Annotated in this window: 21 protein-coding genes; 12 read left to right on the forward strand and 9 right to left on the reverse strand. The window is 70.1% G+C overall.

Features of this window, described 5'->3' with window-relative positions:
* The first annotated feature begins 40 nt into the window (after window positions 1–40).
* The 3 genes from OHA88_RS23820 (at window position 41) to OHA88_RS23830 (ending at window position 1,900) form a co-directional block, all read left to right on the forward strand.
* Window positions 41–1,288 (forward strand): ABC transporter permease, encoded by a 1,248-nt coding sequence (locus OHA88_RS23820; protein WP_328627001.1) that lies wholly within the window; start codon window positions 41–43, stop codon window positions 1,286–1,288.
* A gap of 126 nt (window positions 1,289–1,414) precedes the next feature.
* Complete coding sequence (locus tag OHA88_RS23825; protein WP_328627002.1) at window positions 1,415–1,636, forward strand: DUF6458 family protein; 222 nt, start codon at window positions 1,415–1,417, stop codon at window positions 1,634–1,636.
* Between the two features lie 96 nt (window positions 1,637–1,732).
* On the forward strand, window positions 1,733–1,900 hold the full coding sequence (locus OHA88_RS23830) for a hypothetical protein (protein WP_328627003.1): 168 nt from the start codon (window positions 1,733–1,735) through the stop codon (window positions 1,898–1,900).
* Between the two features lie 13 nt (window positions 1,901–1,913).
* Here OHA88_RS23830 and OHA88_RS23835 read toward each other — a convergent pair whose 3' ends face one another.
* Both OHA88_RS23835 and OHA88_RS23840 read right to left on the reverse strand, forming a co-directional pair.
* Window positions 1,914–3,731 carry an NHL domain-containing thioredoxin family protein gene (locus tag OHA88_RS23835; protein WP_328627004.1) on the reverse strand — a complete coding sequence of 606 codons (1,818 nt, stop codon included), beginning with the start codon at window positions 3,729–3,731 and terminating at the stop codon, window positions 1,914–1,916.
* Between the two features lie 205 nt (window positions 3,732–3,936).
* Window positions 3,937–4,737, reverse strand: a complete 801-nt coding sequence (locus tag OHA88_RS23840; RefSeq protein ID WP_328627005.1) for a carbon-nitrogen family hydrolase — start codon at window positions 4,735–4,737, stop codon at window positions 3,937–3,939.
* Window positions 4,738–4,912: 175 nt separating this feature from the next.
* Between OHA88_RS23840 and OHA88_RS23845 the strand changes: the two genes are divergently transcribed.
* Window positions 4,913–5,737: a maleylpyruvate isomerase family mycothiol-dependent enzyme gene (locus OHA88_RS23845; protein WP_267003962.1), complete on the forward strand. Its 825-nt coding sequence runs from the start codon at window positions 4,913–4,915 to the stop codon at window positions 5,735–5,737.
* Between the two features lie 73 nt (window positions 5,738–5,810).
* Here the strand turns inward: OHA88_RS23845 and OHA88_RS23850 are convergent, their stop codons facing one another.
* A complete protein-coding gene (locus OHA88_RS23850) occupies window positions 5,811–7,121 on the reverse strand; it encodes an MFS transporter (RefSeq protein WP_267003964.1) in 1,311 nt (436 codons plus the stop codon).
* Window positions 7,118–7,792, reverse strand: a complete 675-nt coding sequence (locus OHA88_RS23855) for a GntR family transcriptional regulator (protein WP_267003966.1) — start codon at window positions 7,790–7,792, stop codon at window positions 7,118–7,120. Before OHA88_RS23855 ends, OHA88_RS23850 begins: the two co-directional genes overlap by 4 nt.
* Before the next feature lie 173 nt (window positions 7,793–7,965).
* On the opposite strand from OHA88_RS23855, the gene OHA88_RS23860 reads away from it, so the two are divergent.
* Window positions 7,966–8,865 (forward strand): D-alanyl-D-alanine carboxypeptidase family protein, encoded by a 900-nt coding sequence (locus OHA88_RS23860; protein ID WP_328627006.1) that lies wholly within the window; start codon window positions 7,966–7,968, stop codon window positions 8,863–8,865.
* Window positions 8,866–9,055: 190 nt separating this feature from the next.
* Entirely contained in the window at window positions 9,056–10,978 is a 1,923-nt protein-coding gene (locus tag OHA88_RS23865; protein ID WP_328627007.1) for a fibronectin type III domain-containing protein, read from the forward strand.
* 76 nt (window positions 10,979–11,054) lie between these two features.
* On the opposite strand, the gene OHA88_RS23870 is transcribed toward OHA88_RS23865, so the two are convergent.
* Genes OHA88_RS23870 through pdhA form a run of 3 tightly spaced genes read right to left on the reverse strand, consistent with a single transcriptional unit; the run spans window position 11,055 to window position 14,631 of the window.
* Window positions 11,055–12,488, reverse strand: a complete 1,434-nt coding sequence (locus tag OHA88_RS23870; protein WP_328627008.1) for a dihydrolipoamide acetyltransferase family protein — start codon at window positions 12,486–12,488, stop codon at window positions 11,055–11,057.
* Between the two features lie 11 nt (window positions 12,489–12,499).
* On the reverse strand, window positions 12,500–13,480 hold the full coding sequence (locus OHA88_RS23875) for an alpha-ketoacid dehydrogenase subunit beta (RefSeq protein ID WP_030930280.1): 981 nt from the start codon (window positions 13,478–13,480) through the stop codon (window positions 12,500–12,502).
* A 2-nt stretch (window positions 13,481–13,482) separates the two neighbouring features.
* The gene (gene pdhA, locus OHA88_RS23880; protein ID WP_313938299.1) at window positions 13,483–14,631 is read right to left on the reverse strand and encodes a pyruvate dehydrogenase (acetyl-transferring) E1 component subunit alpha; all 1,149 of its coding nucleotides are present in this window, start codon (window positions 14,629–14,631) and stop codon (window positions 13,483–13,485) included.
* 338 nt (window positions 14,632–14,969) lie between these two features.
* On the opposite strand from pdhA, the gene OHA88_RS23885 reads away from it, so the two are divergent.
* The 3 genes from OHA88_RS23885 to OHA88_RS23895 all read left to right on the forward strand — a co-directional run bounded on the left by OHA88_RS23885 (window position 14,970) and on the right by OHA88_RS23895 (window position 17,262).
* The gene (locus OHA88_RS23885; protein WP_326604825.1) at window positions 14,970–15,629 is read left to right on the forward strand and encodes a response regulator transcription factor; all 660 of its coding nucleotides are present in this window, start codon (window positions 14,970–14,972) and stop codon (window positions 15,627–15,629) included.
* A gap of 112 nt (window positions 15,630–15,741) precedes the next feature.
* Complete coding sequence (locus OHA88_RS23890) at window positions 15,742–16,215, forward strand: pyridoxamine 5'-phosphate oxidase family protein (protein ID WP_406428527.1); 474 nt, start codon at window positions 15,742–15,744, stop codon at window positions 16,213–16,215.
* 63 nt (window positions 16,216–16,278) lie between these two features.
* Window positions 16,279–17,262, forward strand: a complete 984-nt coding sequence (locus tag OHA88_RS23895; protein WP_328629777.1) for a phosphotransferase — start codon at window positions 16,279–16,281, stop codon at window positions 17,260–17,262.
* Between the two features lie 12 nt (window positions 17,263–17,274).
* Here OHA88_RS23895 and OHA88_RS23900 read toward each other — a convergent pair whose 3' ends face one another.
* Window positions 17,275–18,879, reverse strand: a complete 1,605-nt coding sequence (locus tag OHA88_RS23900) for a protein kinase domain-containing protein (protein WP_328627009.1) — start codon at window positions 18,877–18,879, stop codon at window positions 17,275–17,277.
* Between the two features lie 301 nt (window positions 18,880–19,180).
* Between OHA88_RS23900 and OHA88_RS23905 the strand changes: the two genes are divergently transcribed.
* A complete protein-coding gene (locus tag OHA88_RS23905; protein ID WP_328627010.1) occupies window positions 19,181–20,839 on the forward strand; it encodes a protein kinase domain-containing protein in 1,659 nt (552 codons plus the stop codon).
* 456 nt (window positions 20,840–21,295) lie between these two features.
* On the opposite strand, the gene OHA88_RS23910 is transcribed toward OHA88_RS23905, so the two are convergent.
* Entirely contained in the window at window positions 21,296–21,775 is a 480-nt protein-coding gene (locus OHA88_RS23910; protein WP_328627011.1) for a hypothetical protein, read from the reverse strand.
* On the opposite strand from OHA88_RS23910, the gene OHA88_RS23915 reads away from it, so the two are divergent.
* Together OHA88_RS23915 and OHA88_RS23920 are read left to right on the forward strand one after the other, a co-directional pair.
* The gene (locus OHA88_RS23915) at window positions 21,762–21,929 is read left to right on the forward strand and encodes a hypothetical protein (RefSeq protein ID WP_328627012.1); all 168 of its coding nucleotides are present in this window, start codon (window positions 21,762–21,764) and stop codon (window positions 21,927–21,929) included. The two genes, OHA88_RS23910 and OHA88_RS23915, sit on opposite strands and share 14 nt — an antisense overlap.
* Window positions 21,930–21,977: 48 nt before the next feature.
* A complete protein-coding gene (locus OHA88_RS23920; protein WP_328627013.1) occupies window positions 21,978–22,595 on the forward strand; it encodes a PadR family transcriptional regulator in 618 nt (205 codons plus the stop codon).
* Window positions 22,596–22,634 lie beyond the last annotated feature (39 nt).

Consider the following 22,634-nt stretch of genomic DNA (forward strand, 5'->3'; position numbering starts at 1 on the left):
TGACCGCCGCACGGGAGCCCGCCGCACAAGCGCCGCTCTCATGAGTGCCCTTCGCAGGAAGCGCACCCGCACTCCTCGCATCACCCCCTCCTCCTTCTCACCCCGCGACCTGCTCTCCGAAGCTCTCGCCGGAGTGCTCCAGCGGCCCGCCCGCTCGGTGCTCACCGCCCTCGGAACCGTCCTGGGGGTGGGCACGTTCGTCGCCGTACTCGGACTGACGGCGACGGCCTCCTCGCAGATCGACTCCCGGTTCAGCCTGCTCACCGCGACCGAGGTGACCGTGGGGGACGTGGCACGCGAGAAGGACGAGTTCGCCGGGCCGGCCTTCCCCGACGACGCGGGACCCCGCGTGGAGAAGCTCGGCGGCGTACGCCACGCAGGCGTGTTCTGGCCGGTACGCCCCACCGGCGGCAGCCCGGACGTCCGGTCCTCACCGGTCGGGGACTCCGCCGGTCAGAAGATCGATGTGGTCGCCGCGTCACCCGGCGCCGTGCAGGCGGCCGAACCGCGGCTCGCCCAGGGACGGCTGTACGACACGTACCACGCGGCCGACGGTCTGCAGGTCGCCGTCGTCAGCAGGGGAATCGCCGCCCGGCTCGGCATCAGCACCCTCGAGACGGCGCCCGCCGTGTTCATCGACGACCAGCCCTTCACAGTGATCGGCATCATCGACGATGTGCGGCGCAAGCCCGAGGTACTGATGTCCGTCATCGTCCCGGACACCGCGGCCCGCAGACTGTGGGGTCCGCCCACCGAGGGGGCGCAGATGCTGATCGCCACCGACGTGGGGGCCGCACGGCAGATCGCGTCGGAGGTGCCCACCGCGCTGCGCCCCGACCATCCGGAGTACCTCAAGGCCGTACCTCCGCCGGACCCCAGGGCCCTGCGGTCCTCGGTCACCTCCGACCTGGACCAGCTCTTTCTGCTGCTCGCGGCGATCTGTCTGGTCATCGGCGCGGTGGGGATCGCCAACACCACGCTCGTCGCCGTCCTGGAACGGACCGGTGAGATCGGGCTGCGCCGGGCACTCGGGGCGCGCGGGCGCCATGTCACGGTCCAGTTCCTCGCCGAGTCGGGCGCGCTGGGAACCCTGGGCGGGCTGGTCGGCACCAGCATCGGCACGATCGCCGTGGTGGCCGTGGCGGTGGTCCGCGACTGGACGCCGGTGGTGCACACCGCCACGGTCGCCGCCGCACCGGCGATCGGGCTGCTCACCGGGGTACTGGCCGGGATCTACCCGGCCTGGCGGGCCGCCCGCATCCAGCCGGTGGAGGCCCTCCGGCGCTGAGGGCCGGTGAACGCGCCGACGCCGTCCCCGGCGGACCGATCCACCTTCCACACATGGATGTTGCCCGGCCGGGTACGCGATCCGTACACGGTCCGGAGCCTCCGGACCGCCGAGGAGGCGTGACCCATGGGACTCGGAGGATTTATCATCCTCATCGCCGTCGGGGCGACACTCACCTTCGCCACCGACTGGAAGATGGACACCGTCAATGTCGACCTGGTCGGCTGGATCATGATGATCGTCGGCATCATCGGAGTCTTCGTCTACGCGAGCATCGCGCGGCGCCGCCGGATGGTCGTACCGCCCAGCACCACGGTCGTGTCCGAGGACGAGCGCCGCGGAATCTGAACCGAATTCCGGCCTCTTTGCTGTTGGCTCACGGCGGTTGGTTCGGCGGGGCCCCCGGGTGGTGATCTCAGTTCTTTGCCCGGGGGAGGAGTGACAGTGGAGTTCCACCTGCTCGGTGCGCTGTCCGTAGCCACCGAGTCCGGTGATCTGCCACTCGGCCCCGCCGAGCGCCGCATTCTGCTCGCCGCACTGCGCCTGCCCTGCTCACCGGCAACAGTGCGGACGAGTACGACCGAGCTCCGCAACGGCGCCGGCGACTTCTGAGCCTGTCAGCCCGTCAGGCCTGCTCGTCCATTCCGGCGAGCACCAGCGGCAGCCGCGCCGTCCCCTGCGCGCTCACGCGGACGGGGACACCCCAGTCCTGCTGGTGGACGTGGCAGGCCGGGTACTCGTTCTCCGGGTCGTCGTCACAGGACGCCGCCATCGCGGACACGTGCAGGACGCCTTCGGTGACGCCGTCGGCCAGGACCAGGTCCCGGAAGAGATCGGTGCCGGGGCCGGCACCCTCCGCCAGCAGCTCGGGCGGGGTCGACGAGACCAGCAGCCGGGTCGAGGGGCCGTACCGGGTGTCCAGCTTCTGACCGGCGGGCGCCTGGAAGACCACGTCCAGCCGGAGCGTGCCGGGGGCGATCTCGGTGGCCGCGCGCTGAGTGTGGTGCGCCTGGTCGGCGACGCGTACGGCCTCCTCGGGCAGCCGCAGCCGGGTCAGCCGGTGCCGGGCGGACTCGACGACGACGAGATCGCCGTCGACCAGCACGGCATCGCTCGGCTCGCGCAGATCCGTGGCCAGCGTGGTGACCTCGCGGGTGGCGGGGTCGTAACGGCGCAGGGCGTGGTTGTACGTGTCGCTGACGGCGACGGACCCGTCGGGCAGCGCGGTCACGCCCAGCGGGTGCTGGAAGAGCGCCTGGTCGGCGGCGCCGTCACGGTGACCGAAGTCGAAGAGGCCGGTGCCGACGGCCGTGTGCACGGTCCCGTCCCGGTCCACGTACCGCAGCGCGGACGTCTCCGAGTCGGCGACCCAGAGCCGGTCGCCGTCGGCCGAGGCGGCGAGTCCGGACGGCTGGGCGAACCAGGCCTCATCGGCCGGACCGTCGACAAGTCCTTCGTTGGTCGTGCCCGCGGAGACCTGCACGGTTCCGGACCCCGGGTCGTACGACCACAGTTGGTGGACGCCGGCCATGGCGATCCACAGCCGGTCGGCGAACCAGGCGACGTCCCACGGGGAGGAGAGGTCGACCTCTCGCGCCGGGCCGGACGTCGGGGAGCCCTGCCACCACTGGTGGCCGGTGCCCGCGAGGGTCGTCGTCACCCCGGTCGTGAGGTCGAGGGCGCGGATGGCGTGGTTGACGGTGTCGGCGACGGCGATCCGGCCGTCGGGCAGCACGGCGAGCCCCTGCGGCTCACTGAACCGGACCTCGTCGGGCCCGCCGTCCGCGAGCCCACGGTCCCCCGTGCCGAAGTGACGGCGGACCGTCTCGCCGTCCCGTTCGATCTCGACGAGGCGGTGCCGGGTGGTGTCGGAGACGAGGAAGCCGCCGTCCGGCAGCAGCAGGGCCTTGCCGGGGAAGCGCAGATGCGTGGCGACGGGCTCGGGCGCCACGTACGGGCCGTCGCCGCGGCGCAGCGTGCCCTTCGCGGCGTGCTCCGCCTCCAGCTCCTCGACGAGCTTCTCGATGGCGTGCGCATGGCCCTCGCCGGCGTGCTGGGCGACGACATAGCCCTCGGGGTCGATGACGACGAGGGTCGGCCAGGCGCGTACGGCGTACTGCTTCCAGGTGGCGAGCTCGGGGTCGTCGAGGACCGGGTGGTGGACCTCGTACCGCTCGACGGCGTCGACGACGGCCTGGTGCTCGGCCTCGTGGACGAACTTCGGCGAATGGACGCCGATGATCACCACGGTGTCGCGATGCTTCTCCTCCAGCTCGCGCAGCTCGTCGAGGACATGCAGACAGTTCACACAGCAGAACGTCCAAAAATCCAGAATGACGATGCGTCCTCGCAGGTCAGCGAGGGTGTATTGCTGGTCGCCGGTATTGAGCCAGCCACCCTTGCCGACCAGCTCGGGGGCCCTGACGCGCGCACGTGTTGCCATGTGAACAGTCAACATCACCGTCGTGCGTCCGCATTCCGGAGGGTCTCAGGCATGGCGGACGCCCCAGACGTCCCAGCCGTCCCGGGGAGTCCCACCGGGACGTTTCACGTGAAACCGGGCCCCGCCCGACGCTGGGGCGAGGCCCGGCCCGACGGATACGTCAGCGGATACCCGACGGTGGTGCGATTTCCGTCCGGCCGATGCGTCAGCGACCGCTCGACGGCGGGGCAAGACCCAGCCGCCGGTCCTTGAGCGCCGGGAACTGCTCCCGCGTGGCGGTGACCCCGGCCGGGTCGAACTCCACGGTGAGCACCTCCTCGTCCGCGCCCGCCTCGGCGAGCACCTCGCCCCACGGGTCGACGGCGATGCTGTGCCCGGCCTGCTCCACCCCGGCGTGGGTGCCCGCGGTGCCGACGGCCAGGACGTACGCCTGGTTCTCGACGGCGCGTGCCTGGGCCAGCAGCGTCCAGTGGGCGCGGCGCCGCTCCGGCCAGCCCGCCGGGACGACGAGCGTCTGCGCGCCCGCGTCGACAAGGCCGCGGAACAGTTCAGGGAAGCGCAGGTCGTAGCAGGTGGCCAGGCCGAGCGTGGTCTGCGGCAGGGCGACCGTCACGAGGTCCTCACCGGCGCCCATCATCACCGCCTCACCCTTGTCGAAGCCGAAGCGGTGGATCTTGCGGTAGGCGGCTGCCCGCTCGCCCTCGGGGGTGAAGACCAGCGAGGTGTTGTAGAGCGTGCCGTCGTCGGCACGTTCTACGAAGGAGCCGGCGTGCAGCCAGACTCCGGCATCGGCCGCGGCCTTCGCCATCAGGTCGTGGGTGGGCCCCCGGAGCGGTTCGGCCTCGTCGGCGAAGGCGGTGTACGCGAACGCGCCGACCGGCCAGAGTTCGGGGAGGACCACCAGATCGGCGCCACGCTGGTCCGCGACCAACGACGCCACGCGATCCCTACGGGAATTGACGGATTCGTCCGGGTCTACTGCGATCTGGATGAGGGAGGCGCGCACACTACCACCGTCCTGGCATTCGAGCCGTCAACACGGGCCTACGATCGTCACACGAAAGCACTGCCGGGGTGCCTGCTCGCAGCGTAACTTAGCGACCGAGCCTCCCACGCAGCCCGCAGCCGCCACCCGCCGACCGCGCCCAGCCCATGCACCGCAGAACCGCACGAGGGGTCCCGTGACCGTCCATCCCAGCCTCCAGACCTACGCCGATGCCTGGACCCACTCCGTCGAGTCGATAGCCGAGCTGGTGAAGCCGCTCGCCGAGGGGGAGTGGAACCGCCGTACACCGTGCCCCGGTTGGTCGGTGCGCGACATCGTCTCGCACGTCATCGGCATGGAGTGCGAGCAGCTCGGCGATCCGCGGCCGATCCACACGCTGCCGCGCGATCTGTACCACGTACAGAACGACTTCACCCGCTACATGGAGATGCAGGTCGATGTGCGGCGCCACCACACCGCACCCGAGATGACCTCCGAGCTGGAGTACACGATCATCCGCCGCTCCCGTCAGCTGCGGAACGAGTCGCGTGACCCGGAGACCATGACCCGCGCGCCGCTCGGCGCCGAGCAGACCCTGGAACTGGCGCTGCGGATGCGGGCCTTCGACGTCTGGGTGCACGAGCAGGATCTGCGGACGACGCTGGGCAGGCCCGGCAACCTGGACTCCCCCGGAGCCACCATCGCCCGGGACACGCTGCTCGCCGCGCTGCCGAAGGTGGTCGCCAAGGACGCGGGCGCGCCGCCCAACTCGGCGGTCGTGCTCGATGTGCACGGGCCGGTGGAGTTCCTGCGCACGGTCAGGGTCGATGCGGACGGCCGTGGTTCGGTGGACGGTTCGCCTTCGCTGGGGCCCGCGGTGACGCTGTCGATGGACTGGGAGACCTACGTCCGGCTGGCCTGCGGCCGGGTCCGCCCGGCGGCGGTCGCGGACCGGATCAAAGTCGAGGGCGACCAGGAGCTGGCGACGGCGATCCTGCAGAACTTCGCCGTGACCCCGTAACGGCACGGTCGGCGGCGCCCGTCTTTCGTGAAGTGACGAGACGGGCGCGCCGCCGAGCCGGCTGCCGCAGGGGTCACGCGGGTACGTGCACAGCCTCCACGCGGCTGATCACATGGTGGTTCCGCTCCCGCAGCGTGGCACGGGCGTGCAGCCGCAGAATCTGGACGACCCCGAGCGCCTCCAGCACGAAGACGGAGGCAAAGGCGATGCGGTAGTTGTCGCCTGTCGCGTCGAGCAGCACACCGACGGCGAACAGGGTGGTCATCGAGGCGGTGAAGCCACCCATGTTGACGATCCCCGACGCGGTTCCCTGCCGCTCCGGCGGGTTGGCCGGGCGCGCGAAGTCGAAGCCGATCATCGAGGCGGGACCGCAGGCACCGAGCACCACGCAGAGCGTGATCAGCAGCCACATCGGCGCGTGGTCGCCCGGGTACAGGATGGCCGACGCCCACAGGACGGCGGTCAACGCGACCGTGCCGAGGGCCAGTGGGGCACGCGCGGCATGGTGGCGGGCGATGACCTGCCCGTAGACGAGGCCGACGGCCATGTTGGAGAGCACCACCAGGGTGAGCAGCTCACCGGCGGTGGACCGGCTCAGCCCCTGCGCCTCCACCAGGAACGGCATCCCCCACAGCAGCAGGAACACCATGGCCGGGAACTGCGTGGTGAAGTGCACCCACATCCCGAGCCGGGTGCCGGGCTCCCGCCACGAGGCGGCGATCTGCTTGCGTACGTAGGCCGCGCCGGCGTGCTCGGCGGGCGGCGGCTCGTGCCCCTCGGGGTGGTCCTTCAGGAAGAGGAGCAGCAGCACCAGCACCACGACCCCGGCGACCGCGCTGCCCGCGAACGTGGCAGTCCAGCCGAAGCCGTGGAGGGCGCGGGCGATGAAGAGCGTCGAGACGAGGTTGCCCGCCATGCCGAAGAGCGCGGCGATCTGGCCGATCAGCGGCCCGCGCCGGGCCGGGAACCAGCGGGCGCCGAGCCGCAGCACACTGATGAACGTCATCGCGTCGCCGCAGCCGAGCAGCGCACGGGAGGCCAGCGCCGTGGCGTACGAAGGGGAGAACGCGAAGCCGAGCTGCCCGACGGTGAACAGGACGACCCCGATGGTGAGGACCTTCTTGGTGCCGAGCCGGTCCACCATCAGGCCGACAGGTATCTGCATGCCCGCATAGACGAGCAGCTGAAGGATGGAGAACGTCGACAGGGCGGAGGCGTTGACGCCGAACCGGTCGGCGGCGTCCAGGCCGGCGACACCGAGGCTCGTACGGAAGATGATCGCGACGAAGTAGACGGCGACACCGATGCCCCAGACCCCGGCGGCACGCCGGCCGCCGGGCGGATCACCGGGCAGGGACAGGCTGGGAGCGGCGGCAGAACTCACCGGTCCTCACCCCGGACCAGCACCTTGACCCGGCTGACGTGGCGCCGTACGACCTGTGCGGCACCGTCCGCGTCACCGGCCCTGATCGCGTCCAGCAGCTCGCCGTGCTCGGTGATGTTGGCGGCGATCCTGCCGGGGTGCGCCTCCATCACGGCGACGCCCATCCGCAGCTGCCGGTCGCGCAGCTGGTCGTAGAGGCGCGACAGGATCTCGTTGCCCGCGTGGCGCACGATCTCGGCGTGGAAGCAGCGGTCCGCGACCGAGACGGCTGCGAGATCCCCGGCCGCCACGTGCTGCCGCTGCTCGTCGAGCAGCTCCTCCAGCCGGGAGATCAGCTTCGCCGAGGCAGGCACGGCCTTGCGGGCGGCGAACTCCTCGACCAGCAGCCGGGTCTCCACCACGTCCGCGATCTCCTGCGCGGAGACGGCGAGCACCAGCGCCCCCTTCTTCGGGTAGAGCTTGATCAGTCCTTCGACCTCCAGCCGCAGCAGCGCCTCGCGCACCGGGGTACGGGAGACGCCGACGGCCTCCGCCAGGTCCCCTTCGGTGAGCAGCGTCCCGCCCTCGTACCGGCGGTCGAGAACCGCCTGCTTGACGTGGGTGTAGACGCGCTCGGCGGCGGGCGGCTGCTTGACGGGCGGGCGGGTCACGGCAGGGGGTGCGGCAGGCATGCACACAGCATAGATACAACATGCGCGCATGCCGGGACACCGTCCGGGATCCGGACGGTAAATCCCTGGAAATTACCTCGGGAATCGGCACATCCATCTACTCGTCTCATGAGTCTCACCACCGAGCGGCACCTTCATGTAGCCGCATTCCAGGGGCATTTGGAGCGTTCAAGTTGAAAATCGGCATTAAGGGCATAAACCGCGCATCCGCCACTGTCACCGTGGCCCTGACCGCGGGCGCCGTCCTTGCAGGCAGCGTGTTCGCTGCCACGGCGCAGGCCGCCACGCCGCCCACACCCACGATCGCCGCCAAGGGCGGCTACGTGATGAACAACGGCACCGCGAAGACTCTCTTCACGAAGGCCGCGGACACCCGTCGCTCCACCGGCTCCACCACCAAGATCATGACGGCCAAGGTGGTGCTGGCGCAGAAGAACCTGAACCTGGATTCCAAGGTCACGATCCAGAAGGCGTACAGCGACTACATCGTCGACAAGGGCGCCTCGTCGGCCCACCTGATCGTCGGCGACAAGGTCACCGTCCGCCAGCTTCTGTACGGTCTGATGCTGCCGTCCGGCTGCGACGCCGCGTACGCCCTCGCCGACAAGTTCGGCACCGGCACCTCCCGCGCGGCCCGGGTGAAGTCGTTCATCGGCAAGATGAACGCCTCCGCCAAGTCCCTCGGTCTGACGAACACCCACTTCGACTCGTTCGACGGCATAGGGAATGGCTCGAACTACTCGACGCCGCGCGACCTGACGAAGATCGCCAGCAGTGCGATGAAGAACTCCACGTTCCGCACGGTCGTCAAGACCAAGTCGACCAAGCAGAAGGTCACCACGAAGAGCGGCGGCTACCGCTACATGTCGTGGTCCAACACCAACACGATGCTCAGCAGCTACAGCGGTGCGATCGGTGTGAAGACCGGCTCCGGCCCGACGGCCAAGTACTGCCTGGTCTTCGCCGCGACCCGGAACGGCAAGACGGTCATCGGCACCGTACTCGCCTCCACGAGCGCGACCACCCGGACCGCCGACATGAAGAAGATCATGGACTACTCCTTCAAGAAGTAGTCCTGCATCCCGCACCCGGGACACCAGGAGGGGCCTGCCGCGCACTGCGGCGGGTCCCTTCCCGTACCCGGGCCCTCCCCGCCATCCGGCCTGAAAGGGCAACTCGGACTTGACCAGTATTTCTCACAGACGCCTGCGCACCGTCGCCGCGCTGTCGGTCGCCGCGACCTCCTGCAGTCTGCTCACGGCTGTGAGTACCACGACCGCTTCGGCGGCGACGACGTGCGCCTCGCCCGTCTTCGAGCGGCAGTTCTTCGCCAACACCACGTTCTCCGGAACGCCGAAGAAGACCGACTGCGACTCGGTGATCGACCAGAACTGGGGCACCGGCGCACCCGCCTCCGGTCTGCCGACGAACAACTTCGGTGTCCGCTGGTCCCTGACCCGGGACTTCGGCTCCGGGGGCCCGTTCACCTTCACCGCGTCGGCCCTGGACGGCATCCGGGTCTACGTCGACGGAGTGCGCAAGGTCGACATCTGGAAGAACGTCTCCACCACGCAGAAGAAGACGGTCAACGTCACCGTCCCCAAGGGCAAGCACTCCCTGCGCATCGACTTCGTCAACTGGACGGGCTCCGCCAACGTCAAGTTCGTCTACACACCCCGGACGTCGGCCACCGTCGACAAGGTCAAGCCGCTCGCCCCGGTCGGCGTGAAGGCGGTCCTCGACAACGCCACGGCCAACGCCGAGGTGACCTGGACGAAGAACAACGAGATGGACCTCGCGGGCTACCGGGTCTACCGCCGGCTCGAGGGCTCCAGCACCTTCACCCACGTCAAGACGACCACCGCGACCTCGTACGCGGGTCTCCCGCCCGAGGCCGGGAAGACGTACTACTACGAGGTCCGCGCCTACGACAAGGCCGGAAACGTCTCCACCGGCAGCACCGACCAGCCGGTGACCACCGTCGCCGTCACAGCTCCGGCGGGTCTCACCGCGCAGGGCACGGACGCCGCGATCGTGCTGACCTGGCAGCCCGTCCCGGGTGCGGTCCGCTACAACCTGAGGAGCAACGACCTGAAGGTCCGCTCCGTCACCGCCACGTCCTTCAGCGACACGACGGTGAAGCGCTCCAAGGAGTGGACCTACGAGGTGGCCGCCGTGGACGGCGCCGGGCGCGCCTCCGCGTACAGCTCCGGCGTGACGGCCTACCGTCCGGTCGCGGCGCCGAAGGACATCGTCGCGACGCCGGGGATCAGCAGGGCGACGTTCACCTGGACGACCGATCACGCCGTCGACGGTGCCGTGTACGACTACCACGTCTACCGTTCCGAGACGCTCCCGGTGGACACCTCGGCCGAGCCGGTCCGGTGCACCACCAGCTGGAAGTCGCTCGGCGACGGGCGGCTCCAGTACACGTGCACCGACACCTCCCCGGCCGGCGGGCGTACGTACCACTACGTCTTCAAGGCGTACGACGACGCGAGCAAGGAGTCGCTGCCTTCCGCGACCGTCGACGTCACCACGCTCGCGCGGGACACCACACCCCCCGCGGCGGTCACCGGGCTCACCACCGAGGCGACCGAGTACGGCATCGAGCTGCACTGGAACGCCAACACCGAGCCCGACCTCAAGCGGTACGTGGTGTACGTCGGCGAGCTGATCGACAGCGAGGACGAGCGGGTCTGCTACGGGATCTCGTCCGTGTACCTCGGCACGGGCACCACGTCCTACACGGACGAGCGGCTGCCCGACGGCGAGGAGCGGTGCTACTTCGTCGACGTCGAGGACACCTCCGGCAACTCCAGCTTCCGGATGACTCACGACGCCGAGATCGGCGTCGTGACCGAGCTGGATCTGACACCGTCCGTCGAGACGCCGGACAACGCGTCCCTCACGCTCACCGCGCTCAAGGGCGCCACCGGTTCCTCGGTGGACTTGTCTTGGAACGCGGACGCGGTCACGGACGCCGCGGGCTACCTGGTCGAACGCTGGAACCCGGCCACGGACGCCTACGAGCAGCTGACCACCGGACCCGTCACGGGGGTGTCGTACACGGACGCCACCGCTCCGGCCGGCACCACCCACTTCTACCGGGTGACGCCCGTGCTCGACGACGGGACCGAGGCGGCACCCGCCGCGGCCTGGGTCGTCCTGGCACCCGCCAAGTGACCTGACCCGGCAGCGGAAGCGGGCCTGCGCGGAGGACACTCCGCGCAGGCCCGCTTTCTCATGTCTCACACAGCCGTCAGGCCCAGGTGATGAGCCTCTTGGGCTGCTCCAGGATCGCGGCGACGTCCGCCAGGACCTTGGAACCGAGCTCACCGTCGACCAGGCGGTGGTCGAACGACAGCGCCAGCGTGGTGACCTGGCGGGGCTTCACCTTGCCCTTGTGGACCCACGGCTGCAGCTTGATCGCACCGACCGCAAGGATCGCGGACTCGCCCGGGTTCAGGATCGGCGTACCGGTGTCGACGCCGAAGACGCCGACGTTGGTGATCGTCACCGTGCCGCCCGCCATGGCGGCGGGGGACGTCTTGCCCTCGCGCGCCGTGGTGACCAGCTCGCCCAGCGCCGCGGCGAGCTGGGGCAGGGTCTTGTCGTGCGCGTCCTTGATGTTCGGCACGATCAGACCGCGCGGGGTGGCGGCCGCGATGCCCAGGTTCACATAGTGCTTCTGCACGATCTCCTGGTTGGCCTCGTCCCAGGCGGCGTTGACCTCCGGGTTCCGCTTGATCGCGACCAGGAGCGCCTTGGCAATGATCAGGAGCGGGTTGACCCGGACCCCCGCCATGTCCTTGTCTTCCTTGAGCTCCGCCACGAGCTTCATCGTGCGCGTGACGTCGACCGTCACGAACTCGGTGACATGCGGCGCCGTGAACGCACTGCCGACCATCGCCTGCGCGATGGCCTTCCGTACGCCCTTGACCGGGATACGGGTCTCCCGGGCGCCCGGGACGGGGGCTGCGGCAACGGGCACCGCAACAGCCTCGGGTGCCGCGGCCTGGGCGGCGGGTGCGGCTGCCGGCGCCGGTACGGGCGTGGCCGCCGCGTGCACGTCCTCGCGGGTGATGATCCCGCCCGGACCGGTCGGGGTGACCGTCGCCAGATCGATGCCCAGGTCCTTCGCCAGCTTGCGCACCGGCGGCTTGGCGAGCGGGCGGCTCTCCGGGACGACGGTGGCGGCGGGGGCGGGGACTGCGGTGGTGGTGTGACCGTTCAGCTCGCCCTGGATCGCGGCAGCCGCGGCAGCCGGCGGCTCGGTGCCCTTGCGGGCGCGCCGCTTGGTGGAGGACTCGGCCACGCCGTAGCCCACCAGCACGGGCTGGCGGCCCTTCGGTGCCTCCGGTTCCGCAGCCGGTTCCGGTTCGGCCACGGCCGGAGCCACCGGCTCCGCCGCCGCTTCGCCGCCGCCCGGCACCACGTCCACCGCGATGATCACCTGACCGACGTCGACGGTCGTGCCCTCGGGGAAGCGCAGCTCGTGCACCACCCCGTCGAACGGGATCGGCAGCTCCACGGCCGCCTTGGCGGTCTCGACCTCGCACACGACCTGGCCGTCGGTGACGGTGTCGCCCGGCTGGACGTACCACTTGAGGATCTCGGCCTCGGTCAGTCCCTCGCCCACATCGGGCATCTTGAACTCACGGAAGCGAGCAGACGTTTCGGTCATCGTCGTCACGAACCTTCTCCTCAGTACGCCAGCGAGCGGTCGACGGCGTCGAGCACGCGGTCCAGGCCCGGCAGGTACTCGTCCTCGAGGCGCGCCGGCGGATACGGGGCGTGGTAGCCACCGACCCGGAGCACCGGTGCTTCGAGATGGTAGAAGCAGCGCTCCGTGATGCGGGCGGCGATCTCGGCCCCGGAGCCGTAGAACACCGGCGCCTCGTGGACCACGACCAGCCGGCCGGTCTTCTCGACCGACGCCTGGACGGCGTCGAAGTCGATCGGGGACATCGACCGCAGGTCCAGGACCTCGATGGACTTGCCTTCCTCCTGGGCGGCCGCGGCCGCTTCGAGGCAGACCTTCACCATCGGGCCGTACGCGACGAGGGTGAGGTCCGAGCCCTCCCGTACCGTCGCGGCCTTGTGCAGCGGTCCGGGGATGAGGTCGGTCTCGACGTCGCCCTTGTCCCAGTAGCGCCGCTTCGGCTCGAAGAAGATGATCGGGTCGTCACTCTGGACGGCCTGCTGCATCATCCAGTAGGCGTCCGAGGCATTGGACGGCGAGACCACCTTCAGCCCCGCGACATGTGCGAACAGGGCCTCGGGCGACTCGCTGTGGTGCTCGACGGCGCCGATGCCGCCGCCGTACGGGATCCGGACGACGACCGGCAGCTTGATCTTGCCGAGTGCGCGGGCGTGCATCTTCGCGAGCTGCGTGACGATCTGGTCGTACGCCGGGAAGACGAAGCCGTCGAACTGGATCTCCACGATCGGCCGGTAGCCGCGCAGGGCCAGACCGATCGCCGTGCCGACGATGCCGGACTCGGCGAGCGGGGTGTCGATGACCCGGTCCTCGCCGAAGTCCTTCTGGAGTCCGTCGGTGATCCGGAAGACTCCGCCCAGCTTGCCGACGTCCTCACCCATGATGAGGACCTTGGGGTCGGTGTCGAGGGCCTTGCGCAGCGACTCGTTGAGCGCCTTCGCGAGGGACATCTTCTGGGTGGCCATGACTAGTTGCCCTCCTCGGCGAACGAAGCCTGGTAGGCGGCGAACTCGGCGCGCTCCTCGTCGACGAGCGGGTTCCCGTCGGCGTAGGCGTGGTCGAAGATCGCCATCCGGTCGGGGTCGGGCATGGCCCGTACCGCTTCGCGGACCCGCTTGCCGAGGGCTTCGCTCTCCTCGTCCAGCGCGGTGAAGTACGCCTCGTCGGCGAGTTCCTGCTTCTCCAGGTACGTACGCAGCCGCAGGATCGGGTCCTTCGCCTCCCAGGAGACGCGCTCCTCGTCCGCCCGGTACTTCGTCGGGTCGTCGGAGGTGGTGTGCGCGCCCATCCGGTAGGTGAACGCCTCGACGAGGGTGGGGCCCTCGCCCCGGCGGGCCCGCTCCAGCGCCGACTTGGTGACGGCCAGGCAGGCGAGTACGTCGTTGCCGTCGACCCGGACGCCGGGGAAGCCGAAGCCCTGTGCGCGCTGGTAGAGCGGCACCCGGGTCTGCTTCTCGGTCGGCTCGGAGATCGCCCACTGGTTGTTCTGGCAGAAGAACACCACGGGCGCGTTGTAGACCGCGGAGAAGGTGAACGCCTCGGCGACGTCGCCCTGGCTGGAGGCGCCGTCACCGAAGTACGCGATCACGGCCGAGTCCGCGCCGTCCTTGGCGACGCCCATGGCGTAGCCGGTGGCGTGCAGGGTCTGCGAGCCGATGACGATCGTGTACAGGTGGAAGTTGTTGGTGTTCGGGTCCCAGCCGCCGTGGTTCACACCGCGGAACATCCCGAGCAGATTGGTCGGGTCGACCCCGCGGCACCAGGCGACGCCGTGCTCCCGGTAGGTCGGGAAGACATAGTCGTCGTCGCGCAGCGCCCGGCCGGAGCCGATCTGGGCGGCCTCCTGGCCGAGCAGCGAGGCCCACAGGCCCAGCTCGCCCTGACGCTGCAGCGCGGTGGCCTCGGCGTCGAAGCGGCGGGTCAGGACCATGTCCCGGTACAGACCGCGTAGCTCGTCCGCGGTCAGGTCGATCGTGTAGTCCGGGTGCTCCACCCGCTCGCCCTCGGGCGTCAGCAGCTGTACAAGCTCGGGCTCGGAACTCTGTGGCGTCTTTGCGGCGCTGGTCCGCTTGCTGCTGCGTCGCGGTTTGCGCGCGGCAGTGCTCTCCACGGTCACGTGCGTGCTCCTCCGTCGGTCCGGCCCCCGGGGTCTGCCGGGAGACCAGTGCGGCTCGCCTGTGTCCGTACCCGTGCACGGGGTGGGTGCCGCTCGGCCGGGAACAGGCGTGACAGGTGCCCCGGCGAGCGTCCTGTCAAAGGCACGTTACCCAGTGCGTCGCACAACTGCGAAACCCTATCTGACCTGCGATTTTGCTTGGATTTCCAAGTAAATCGAAAAAGTCGGGAACTTTCGCTGGTCACAGCACTGGTAACAGCCTTGCAGGCCGCCGGAACAACGGCACGTTATCCCGCCGTTCAGCGGCAGGGAAGAGGGGAGTGTGTGAGACTGCATTTGTGCGCGAAGAAGGAAAAATCACCGTATTTCTGCTGGATGACCACGAGGTCGTCCGCCGCGGAGTGCACGAATTGCTCGCGGTCGAGGACGACATCGAGGTCGTCGGCGAGGCGGGCACGGCGGCGGACGCGCTGCTCCGTATCCCCGCCACCCGGCCCGATGTGGCGGTGCTCGACGTGCGGCTGCCGGACGGCAGCGGGGTGGAGGTCTGCCGGGAGATCCGCTCCAAGGACGAGAGCATCCACTGCCTGATGCTGACCTCGTACGCCGACGACGAGGCCCTCTTCGACGCGATCATGGCGGGCGCGTCGGGATACGTGCTGAAGGCGATCCGTGGCAATGAGCTGCTGACCGCGGTACGGGACGTGGCGGCCGGAAAGTCGCTGCTCGACCCTGTCGCGACCGCGCGCGTGCTGGAGCGGCTGCGCGAGGGCAAGGAAGCCCGGGGCGACGACAAGCTGTCCGCCCTCACCGACCAGGAACGCCGCATCCTCGATCTCATCGGCGAGGGCCTGACGAACCGGGTGATCGGCGAACGGCTGCATCTCGCCGAGAAGACGATCAAGAATTATGTCTCCAGTCTGCTGTCCAAGCTGGGCATGGAGCGGCGCTCGCAGGCCGCCGCCTATGTGGCGCGGCTGCAGGCGGAGCGGCGCTGAGCCGCGCGGGCGGGCCTTCGCGAGAGGTTTGGCGGGTTTCGGGACCTTGGTCCCCGATCACCGGGGCCCGCGGCCTCTTTCTGCGCCCGTCGAGGTACCGGAAAGTGGACCCATGTCCTCTGCGGAACCCCGAGCGATGGAAGCCCAAGTGATGGAAGTCCGAGCGATCGAGCTGATCAGCCGGGTGCGGTACGGCCGGCTGGCGACCACCCGCCGGGCTCTCCCGTTCCTGGCGGTGGCCCGCCATCTCGTGATCGACGGGCGCGTGGTCCTGCGGATGCACAGCGGTCTCGGTCACCACGAGTCGTGCGACGGCACCGTCGTCGCGTACGGGGTGGACAACTTCGACGCGGCGGCCACCGGCGAGGGCGGCGGCGAGGACACCGACGCCCTGTGGTCGGTGCAGTTCACCGGGCCCGCCGAGGTCGTGCACCCCACGGAGGAACAGCGCACGCGCTTCGGTGCGACGCCGCTGCAGGTCAACGGCGAACCCTTCGAGCCGGTCTATCTCCGCCTCGACCCGCACTTCGTCACCATGCACACTCTGGACTTCCACGCAAGTCAACCGAGCCACCACACAGCGTGATCTAACATTTGGTGAGTGCCGCGCTCATCTGTAACCCTCCCGCCTGTTCCGCCGGTCGGCGAGGTGCTGCGCCGCTATCCGAACGCCGGTGAGCCCCTCACCTGCAAGCCCATCACCCTGGGCCTCCTCAACCATGGCTACCGCGTCTCCACCACCCGCGGCTCGTACTTCCTCAAGCACCACCTCGACGACTCCACCGGCGACCGCGCGACGATCGTCCGCCAGCACCGCGCCACCCAGCGGCTGCAGTCGCTCGGGGTGCCCGTCGCCCCGCCCGTCGAGGACACGGAGGGCGACACGGTCACGGAGATCGGCGGCCGGTGCTACGCCCTGCACCCCTGGGTCGACGGACTGCACCGGGTCGGCGCCCAGCTGACCACCGCCCAGTCGCAGCGGCTCGGGGCGCTCCTCGGAGCCGTACACACCGGGCTCGCGCAGGTGATGGAGAGGGGGGTGGCCCAGGCGCGCGGACATGCCGGCCCGGACGCCGCCGACACGTTCGCCCTGATCGACGATCTGCTGGCCGCGGCGCGCGGCCGGCGCCCCCGGGACGCCTTCGACGAGTTGGCCGAACACCGCCTCGTCGAGCGGCGCGCCCTGCTGGAGCAGTACGCCGACCACCGGCCGCCCACCCCCGACATCCCGGCGACCGGCTGGGTGCACGGCGACTTCCACCCGCTGAACGTGCTGTACCGGGACGCGGACCCGGTGGCGATCATCGACTGGGACCGGCTGGGAGTGCAGCCGCGCGCCGAGGAGGCCGTGAGGGCCGCGGCGATCTTCTTCGTCCAGCCGACCGGGAAGCTGGAACTGGAGAAGGTACGGGCGTACGCACGGGCCTACCGGCGGGCAGCCGGGGCGAGCGCCGCCGAACTCGCCGCCGCGGTGCACCGGGTGTGGTGGGAGCGGCTCAACGACTTCTGGATACTGCACTGGCGGTACCGCCTGCACGACCGAAGGGCCGACCCGCAGTTTCCTGCGGTGTCGGCCCTGGCGGTCTGGTGGACGCGGGAGTACGAGGCGGTGCGCGAGGCCTTCACGGAGTGAGGGCCCGGGGCATCAGGGAGTGGCGCCCGCGGCAGTTCCGGCGGTGCCGTTGGTACCGGTGGTGGTCCCGCCGTCGGTGGTCGTACCACCGTCGGTCGTCGTACCACCGTCCGTACCGGTGCCACCGTCCGTACCGGTGCCGCCGTCCGTACCGGTGCCGCCGTCCGTACCGGTGCCGCCGTCCGTGCTCGTACCGCCGCCGGTGGTGCCTGTGTCCGGCGGGGAAGCCGTCTCGGACGGGGTCTCGGACGGCTTGCTGGGCGTGGTGGACGGCGTGGTGGACGGCTGCCAGCTCGGCTGCTGCTCACCACCGGTGGTTTCGTCCTGCGGCGGGACCACCTTCGTCTCCTCGTCGCTGGGCGCCTCCGAACTCTTCGTCGGCGCCGGGGAGCTGGAGGTCGTGGTCGGCGTCTTTCTGTGATTGTTGTCGCCGGTGTTCGCCGCGTTGACCGCGATGGCGACACCGGCCCCGATCGCGATCAGCGCGAGGACGACGAACAGCCAGAGCTTGCCGCGGCCGCCGCCGCCCCCGTGACCGCCGTCGTATCCGCCGTCGTCCGGGTTCATCGGCGGCAGGATCGGACCCTGCGAGGTGTCCCCGTGCTGCGGGTGCCCCATCGCCATCGTGCCGCCCGCCATGCCCATGGCGGGGGTGTGGCCGCCCTCGTGCATGGCGACCGGGCCGGTGTTCCAGGTGCCCGTGTGACCGCCCTGCACCTGAAGCATCTGCAGGCTGTACTGGACCAGCCCGCGCATCTCCTCGGCGCTCTGGAACCGGTCGTCCGGGTCCTTCGCGAGCGAACGCATGACGAGCCCGTCCAGCTCCGGCGGCACCACGTCCGCGACCTCGGACGGCGGGACCGGGATGTCCTGGACGTGCTGGTAGACGACGGAGAGCGGCGTCTCACCCGTGAACGGGGGCCGCAGCGCGAGGAGTTCGTACAGCAGACAGCCGGTGGCGTACAGATCGGAGCGGTGGTCGACGGCCTTGCCGAGTGCCTGCTCGGGGGAGAGGTACTGCGGCGTGCCCATGACCATGCCGGTCTGGGTCATGGTCGACTGCGCGCCGTGCAGCGCACGGGCGATGCCGAAGTCCATCACCTTGACCGCACCGGAGTGCGTGATGATCACGTTCGCCGGCTTGATGTCACGGTGCACGATGCCGTGCTGATGCGAGTAGGCGAGGGCCTCCAGCACCCCCGAGACGATGATCAGCGCCTGCTCCGGCGGCGGGGCCTCGGCATTGAGCAGCAGATCACGAATGGTGCGGCCCTCGACGAGCTCCATCACGATGTACGGGACGGTCTGGCCGCCCACGACGTCCTCGCCGGAGTCGTACACCGCGACGATCGCGTGGTGGTTGAGGCCCGCGACCGACTGTGCCTCACGTGTGAACCGGGCCTTGGAGACCGGGTCCTCGGCAAGATCGGAACGGAGGAGCTTCACTGCGACCGTACGTCCGAGCCGGACGTCCTCGGCCGCGAAGACCTCGGCCATGCCGCCCCGGCCGAGCCGGTGCGTCATCCGATAACGTCCGTCACCGACCACACCGCCGATGCCCCAGGAGTCGGCCGCATCCGAAACTCCGCCGCCGTTTGCTTCGGGTTCGGGTGCCATCAGTCCTCGCCGTCGTATCTGTCCGCGCGTCCGCGCGTTCTCACGGTGTCTTGCATGCCTTGCTGCATTGCCACGTCACGCTACAGCCTCTGTCGGACACCCCGTTTCGAGAGGGACGGGCCATCCAACCGGCTGCCGCACCGCTCACGCAAATTCCATCCGGTTCCTGTAACGCTTCCGAGACGCTTCCTGTGCGTAGGGTCACGGAACGGGCACCCGGCTTGACGTGTCGTACCCCTCGGGCAGACTTGGCGCCTAATAGGGATCTTCGCGTGAGACGCGCGCCGAGGGGGAGCAAGTCATGAGCCAGGACGGCGCACACGGTGCCCAGGGTCGCTACGCGGGCGGTTCGGTCGCCGGCGGCCGTTACCAGCTCCGCGACCTGCTCGGCGAAGGCGGAATGGCGTCCGTATATCTGGCGTACGACTCCGCGCTCGACCGCCAGGTGGCGATCAAGACGCTGCACACGGAGCTGGGGCGCGAGCAGTCCTTCCGCGAGCGGTTCCGGCGCGAGGCGCAGGCTGTTGCCAAGCTGCAGCACACCAACATCGTCTCGGTCTTCGACACCGGCGAGGACGAGCTCGGCGGCGCGCTGATGCCGTACATCGTCATGGAGTACGTGGAAGGGGAGCCGCTCGGCTCCGTACTCCAGGCGGACATCCGTAATTACGGTGCGATGCCGGCCGAAAAGGCTCTCAAGGTGACCGGCGACGTGCTGGCCGCGCTGGACACCAGCCACGAAATGGGCCTGGTCCACCGCGACATCAAGCCCGGCAACGTCATGGTGACCAAGCGCGGTGTCGTGAAGGTCATGGACTTCGGTATCGCCCGCGCCATGCAGTCGGGCGTCACGTCGATGACCCAGACCGGCATGGTCGTCGGCACTCCCCAGTACCTCTCTCCCGAACAGGCCCTCGGCCGTGGCGTGGACGCGCGCTCCGACCTGTACTCGGTCGGCATCATGCTGTTCCAGCTGCTGACCGGCCGGATCCCGTTCGACGCGGACTCCCCGCTCGCCATCGCGTACGCACACGTCCAGGAGGAGCCGGTCGCGCCGTCCTCCATCAACCGGTCGATCACCCCGGCGATGGACGCGCTGGTGGCCCGCGCGCTGAAGAAGAATCCGAACGAGCGCTTCCCCAGCGCGGCGGCGATGCAGGACGAGATCACGCGCGTGCTGAACGCGGGCGGCCGGACGGGCGCCCCGGTGATCATCGGCGGCGCACCGGCGAACAGCGGCTCGGGCGTCGGCTCGGCGGTCTTCCCGCCGGTCGACCAGGCCACACCGGCGCCGCAGAGCGTGCAGATGCCGTACCAACCGCAGCAGTACCAGCAGCAGCCCGGCCCGTACGGCCCGCCGACACCGACACCGACACCGGCCCCTTCGCCGTCGTACGGCTACCCGCAGGCGAACCCGGCGTACGGGACACCGGCTCCGATGCAGCATCAGTACCGGACACCGGCGCCGTACGACATCGCACCGCAGCCCGTGGGTGGCGGCGGTTCCGGCAGCGGTGGTGGCAACAAGCGGAACATGCCCGTGATCGTGGGCTCGATCGTGGTCGCGCTGATCGCGATCGGCGGGCTGATCACAGTGCTGTCGCTGAAGGACGACCCGGGCTCGGACTCGGGCAACGGCGGTGACCCGAGCAGCTCGGCGGTGGCCGGCGAGCACAAGGATCCGGAGCGGAACCGGACGATGAAGACCGAGGACTGCACGGACGCCATGGAGGACAGCGACGACCCGAACAAGGTCGACGCACCGAGCTTCCTGTACAAGGACATCGTCTCCGCGAAGGAATGCGCCCTGGCCGCGGGCTGGACGATCAAGACGATCGAGGTCGCCGGGAACACCTATGCCGAGGACCAGATCATCGACCAGTTCCCCTCTGCGGGTACCGCCATCCCCGAGAAGGGCGCCCACTTCGAGCTGCGCATCTCCACGGGTGACCCGGCCTGAGCAAGCCGGTGACGCTGTTCGGCGGTAGCCCGTTCAGCGGTACCACTGCCCGGCGGCAGCGCTGTGCATACGGAAGTGACGGCCCGGCACGCGTGAGGTGTGCCGGGCCGGTTCGCCTCCCGATCCACCGGATGCCGGACATATCGGGGCATGTGACGCTGGCCTCATGGTTTCAGGACTCCTCCCCCCATGGGCTTCGAGGTGCCTTGCCTGTCTGGTGATAGCGACGGGGGCGGCGCTAGGGCCGGTGCAGGGTCAGGCACGCGCGGACCAGCGCGAAACCGGCTGGACGCCGGGGTCGGCACGCAGGTCGCCCAGCCCTTCGGCAGCCGCTCCGACGGCCCCCGAGACCCCCACGACTCCCCCCTCCTCTCCGTCCACCGGGCTGCCCGGTGGCTCCCCGGCCGGTCCGGCCGCGGCTCCCCCGGCCGGTCCGGCCGCAGCTCCCCCGGCCGATCAGCCCGCCGCCCCCTCGGCTGATACGCCCATAGCCCCATCGGCCGATCCGCCCCTCGCCCCTTCGGCCGAACCGCCGTCGAAACCTCGCACTCCGGCGACTGCGACCCCGTCGGACAGCGCCCCGGCCACCCCCTCCGCCTCCGCCTCGGCTTCTCCGTCCGCTTCCGCCCCGTCGTCGCCCTCACCCTCGCCCTCGCCCTCGCCGTCCACTTCCGACTCCCCCTCGCCCTCGCCGTCCGCTTCCGACCGGCGCTCCCCCTCACCCTCCGCCGGTCCGTCCACCCGACGGCCCGCGCACCCCAAGGCGCAGCCCCCGCTCGCCGGGCGGCAGGCCGGGGAAGGGCGGCTGCGGCCCGGGCGGCCGTACTCCCCGCGGGAGCTCGCGAAACGGGACGACTCTTTCGAACAGTCCGACCAGCTGCCCGCCGCGACGGCCCCGGCGATGCCGCCCTCGGCGACGATCGTGGCGACCACCACGGCCGGCGGCTCCCCGGTGCCGGGCCGGCTCGCGCCGCAGGCCCTCGAACAGCCCGCCGTGCGGCAGGTACGGCTGGTGTCACTGGGCACCGGAATCGCCCTGATAGGGCTGGGTCTGGGCTTCCTCGGGCTCCGTCTGCGCCGTACGAACTGAAGGGGGCGGGGCTTGCATCGACCAACATACTCGGTATACATACTGAGTATGTCGATCCGCCACGGGCTCCTGGCCCTCCTGGAGCGCGGGCCTCGCTACGGCTCCCAGCTCCGCACCGAATTCGAGTCGCGCACCGGCTCCACCTGGCCCTTGAACGTCGGCCAGGTGTACACCACGCTCAGCAGGCTGGAGCGCGACGGCCTGGTCGTCCAGGACGGCGAGGACGATCAGGGACACGCCCTCTACTCGATCACCGACGACGGCCGCGCCGAACTGCGGAACTGGTTCGAGACGCCCGTCGACCGCAGCAGCCCGCCCCGCGACGAGCTGGCGATCAAGCTCGCCATGGCCGTCGGGGCGCCCGGGGTCGACATCCGGGCCGTCATCCAGTCCCAGCGCCACCACACCGTGAAAGCGATGCAGGACTACACCCGGCTGAAGGCGCAGGCCCTCGCCGACGTCCCGGGCAACCGCGACGAGGTGGCCTGGCTGCTCGTACTGGAACAGCTGATCTTCCAGGCCGAGGCCGAGGCCCGCTGGCTGGACCACTGCGAGTCGCGGCTGGTCCGCCTCGCCGAGGCCGCCGCCACGGATCCGGTACCTGAGGCGCGGACCGCCAACCACGCCCAGGCGCGCACGCCTGCCCGCCCGCGTACACGGCGCTGACCACCCGCGCACGCGGCACCGGCTGTCCTCGATCGCGGC

The organism is Streptomyces sp. NBC_00353, from assembly GCF_036108815.1.
In the GTDB taxonomy this organism is placed as follows: domain Bacteria; phylum Actinomycetota; class Actinomycetes; order Streptomycetales; family Streptomycetaceae; genus Streptomyces.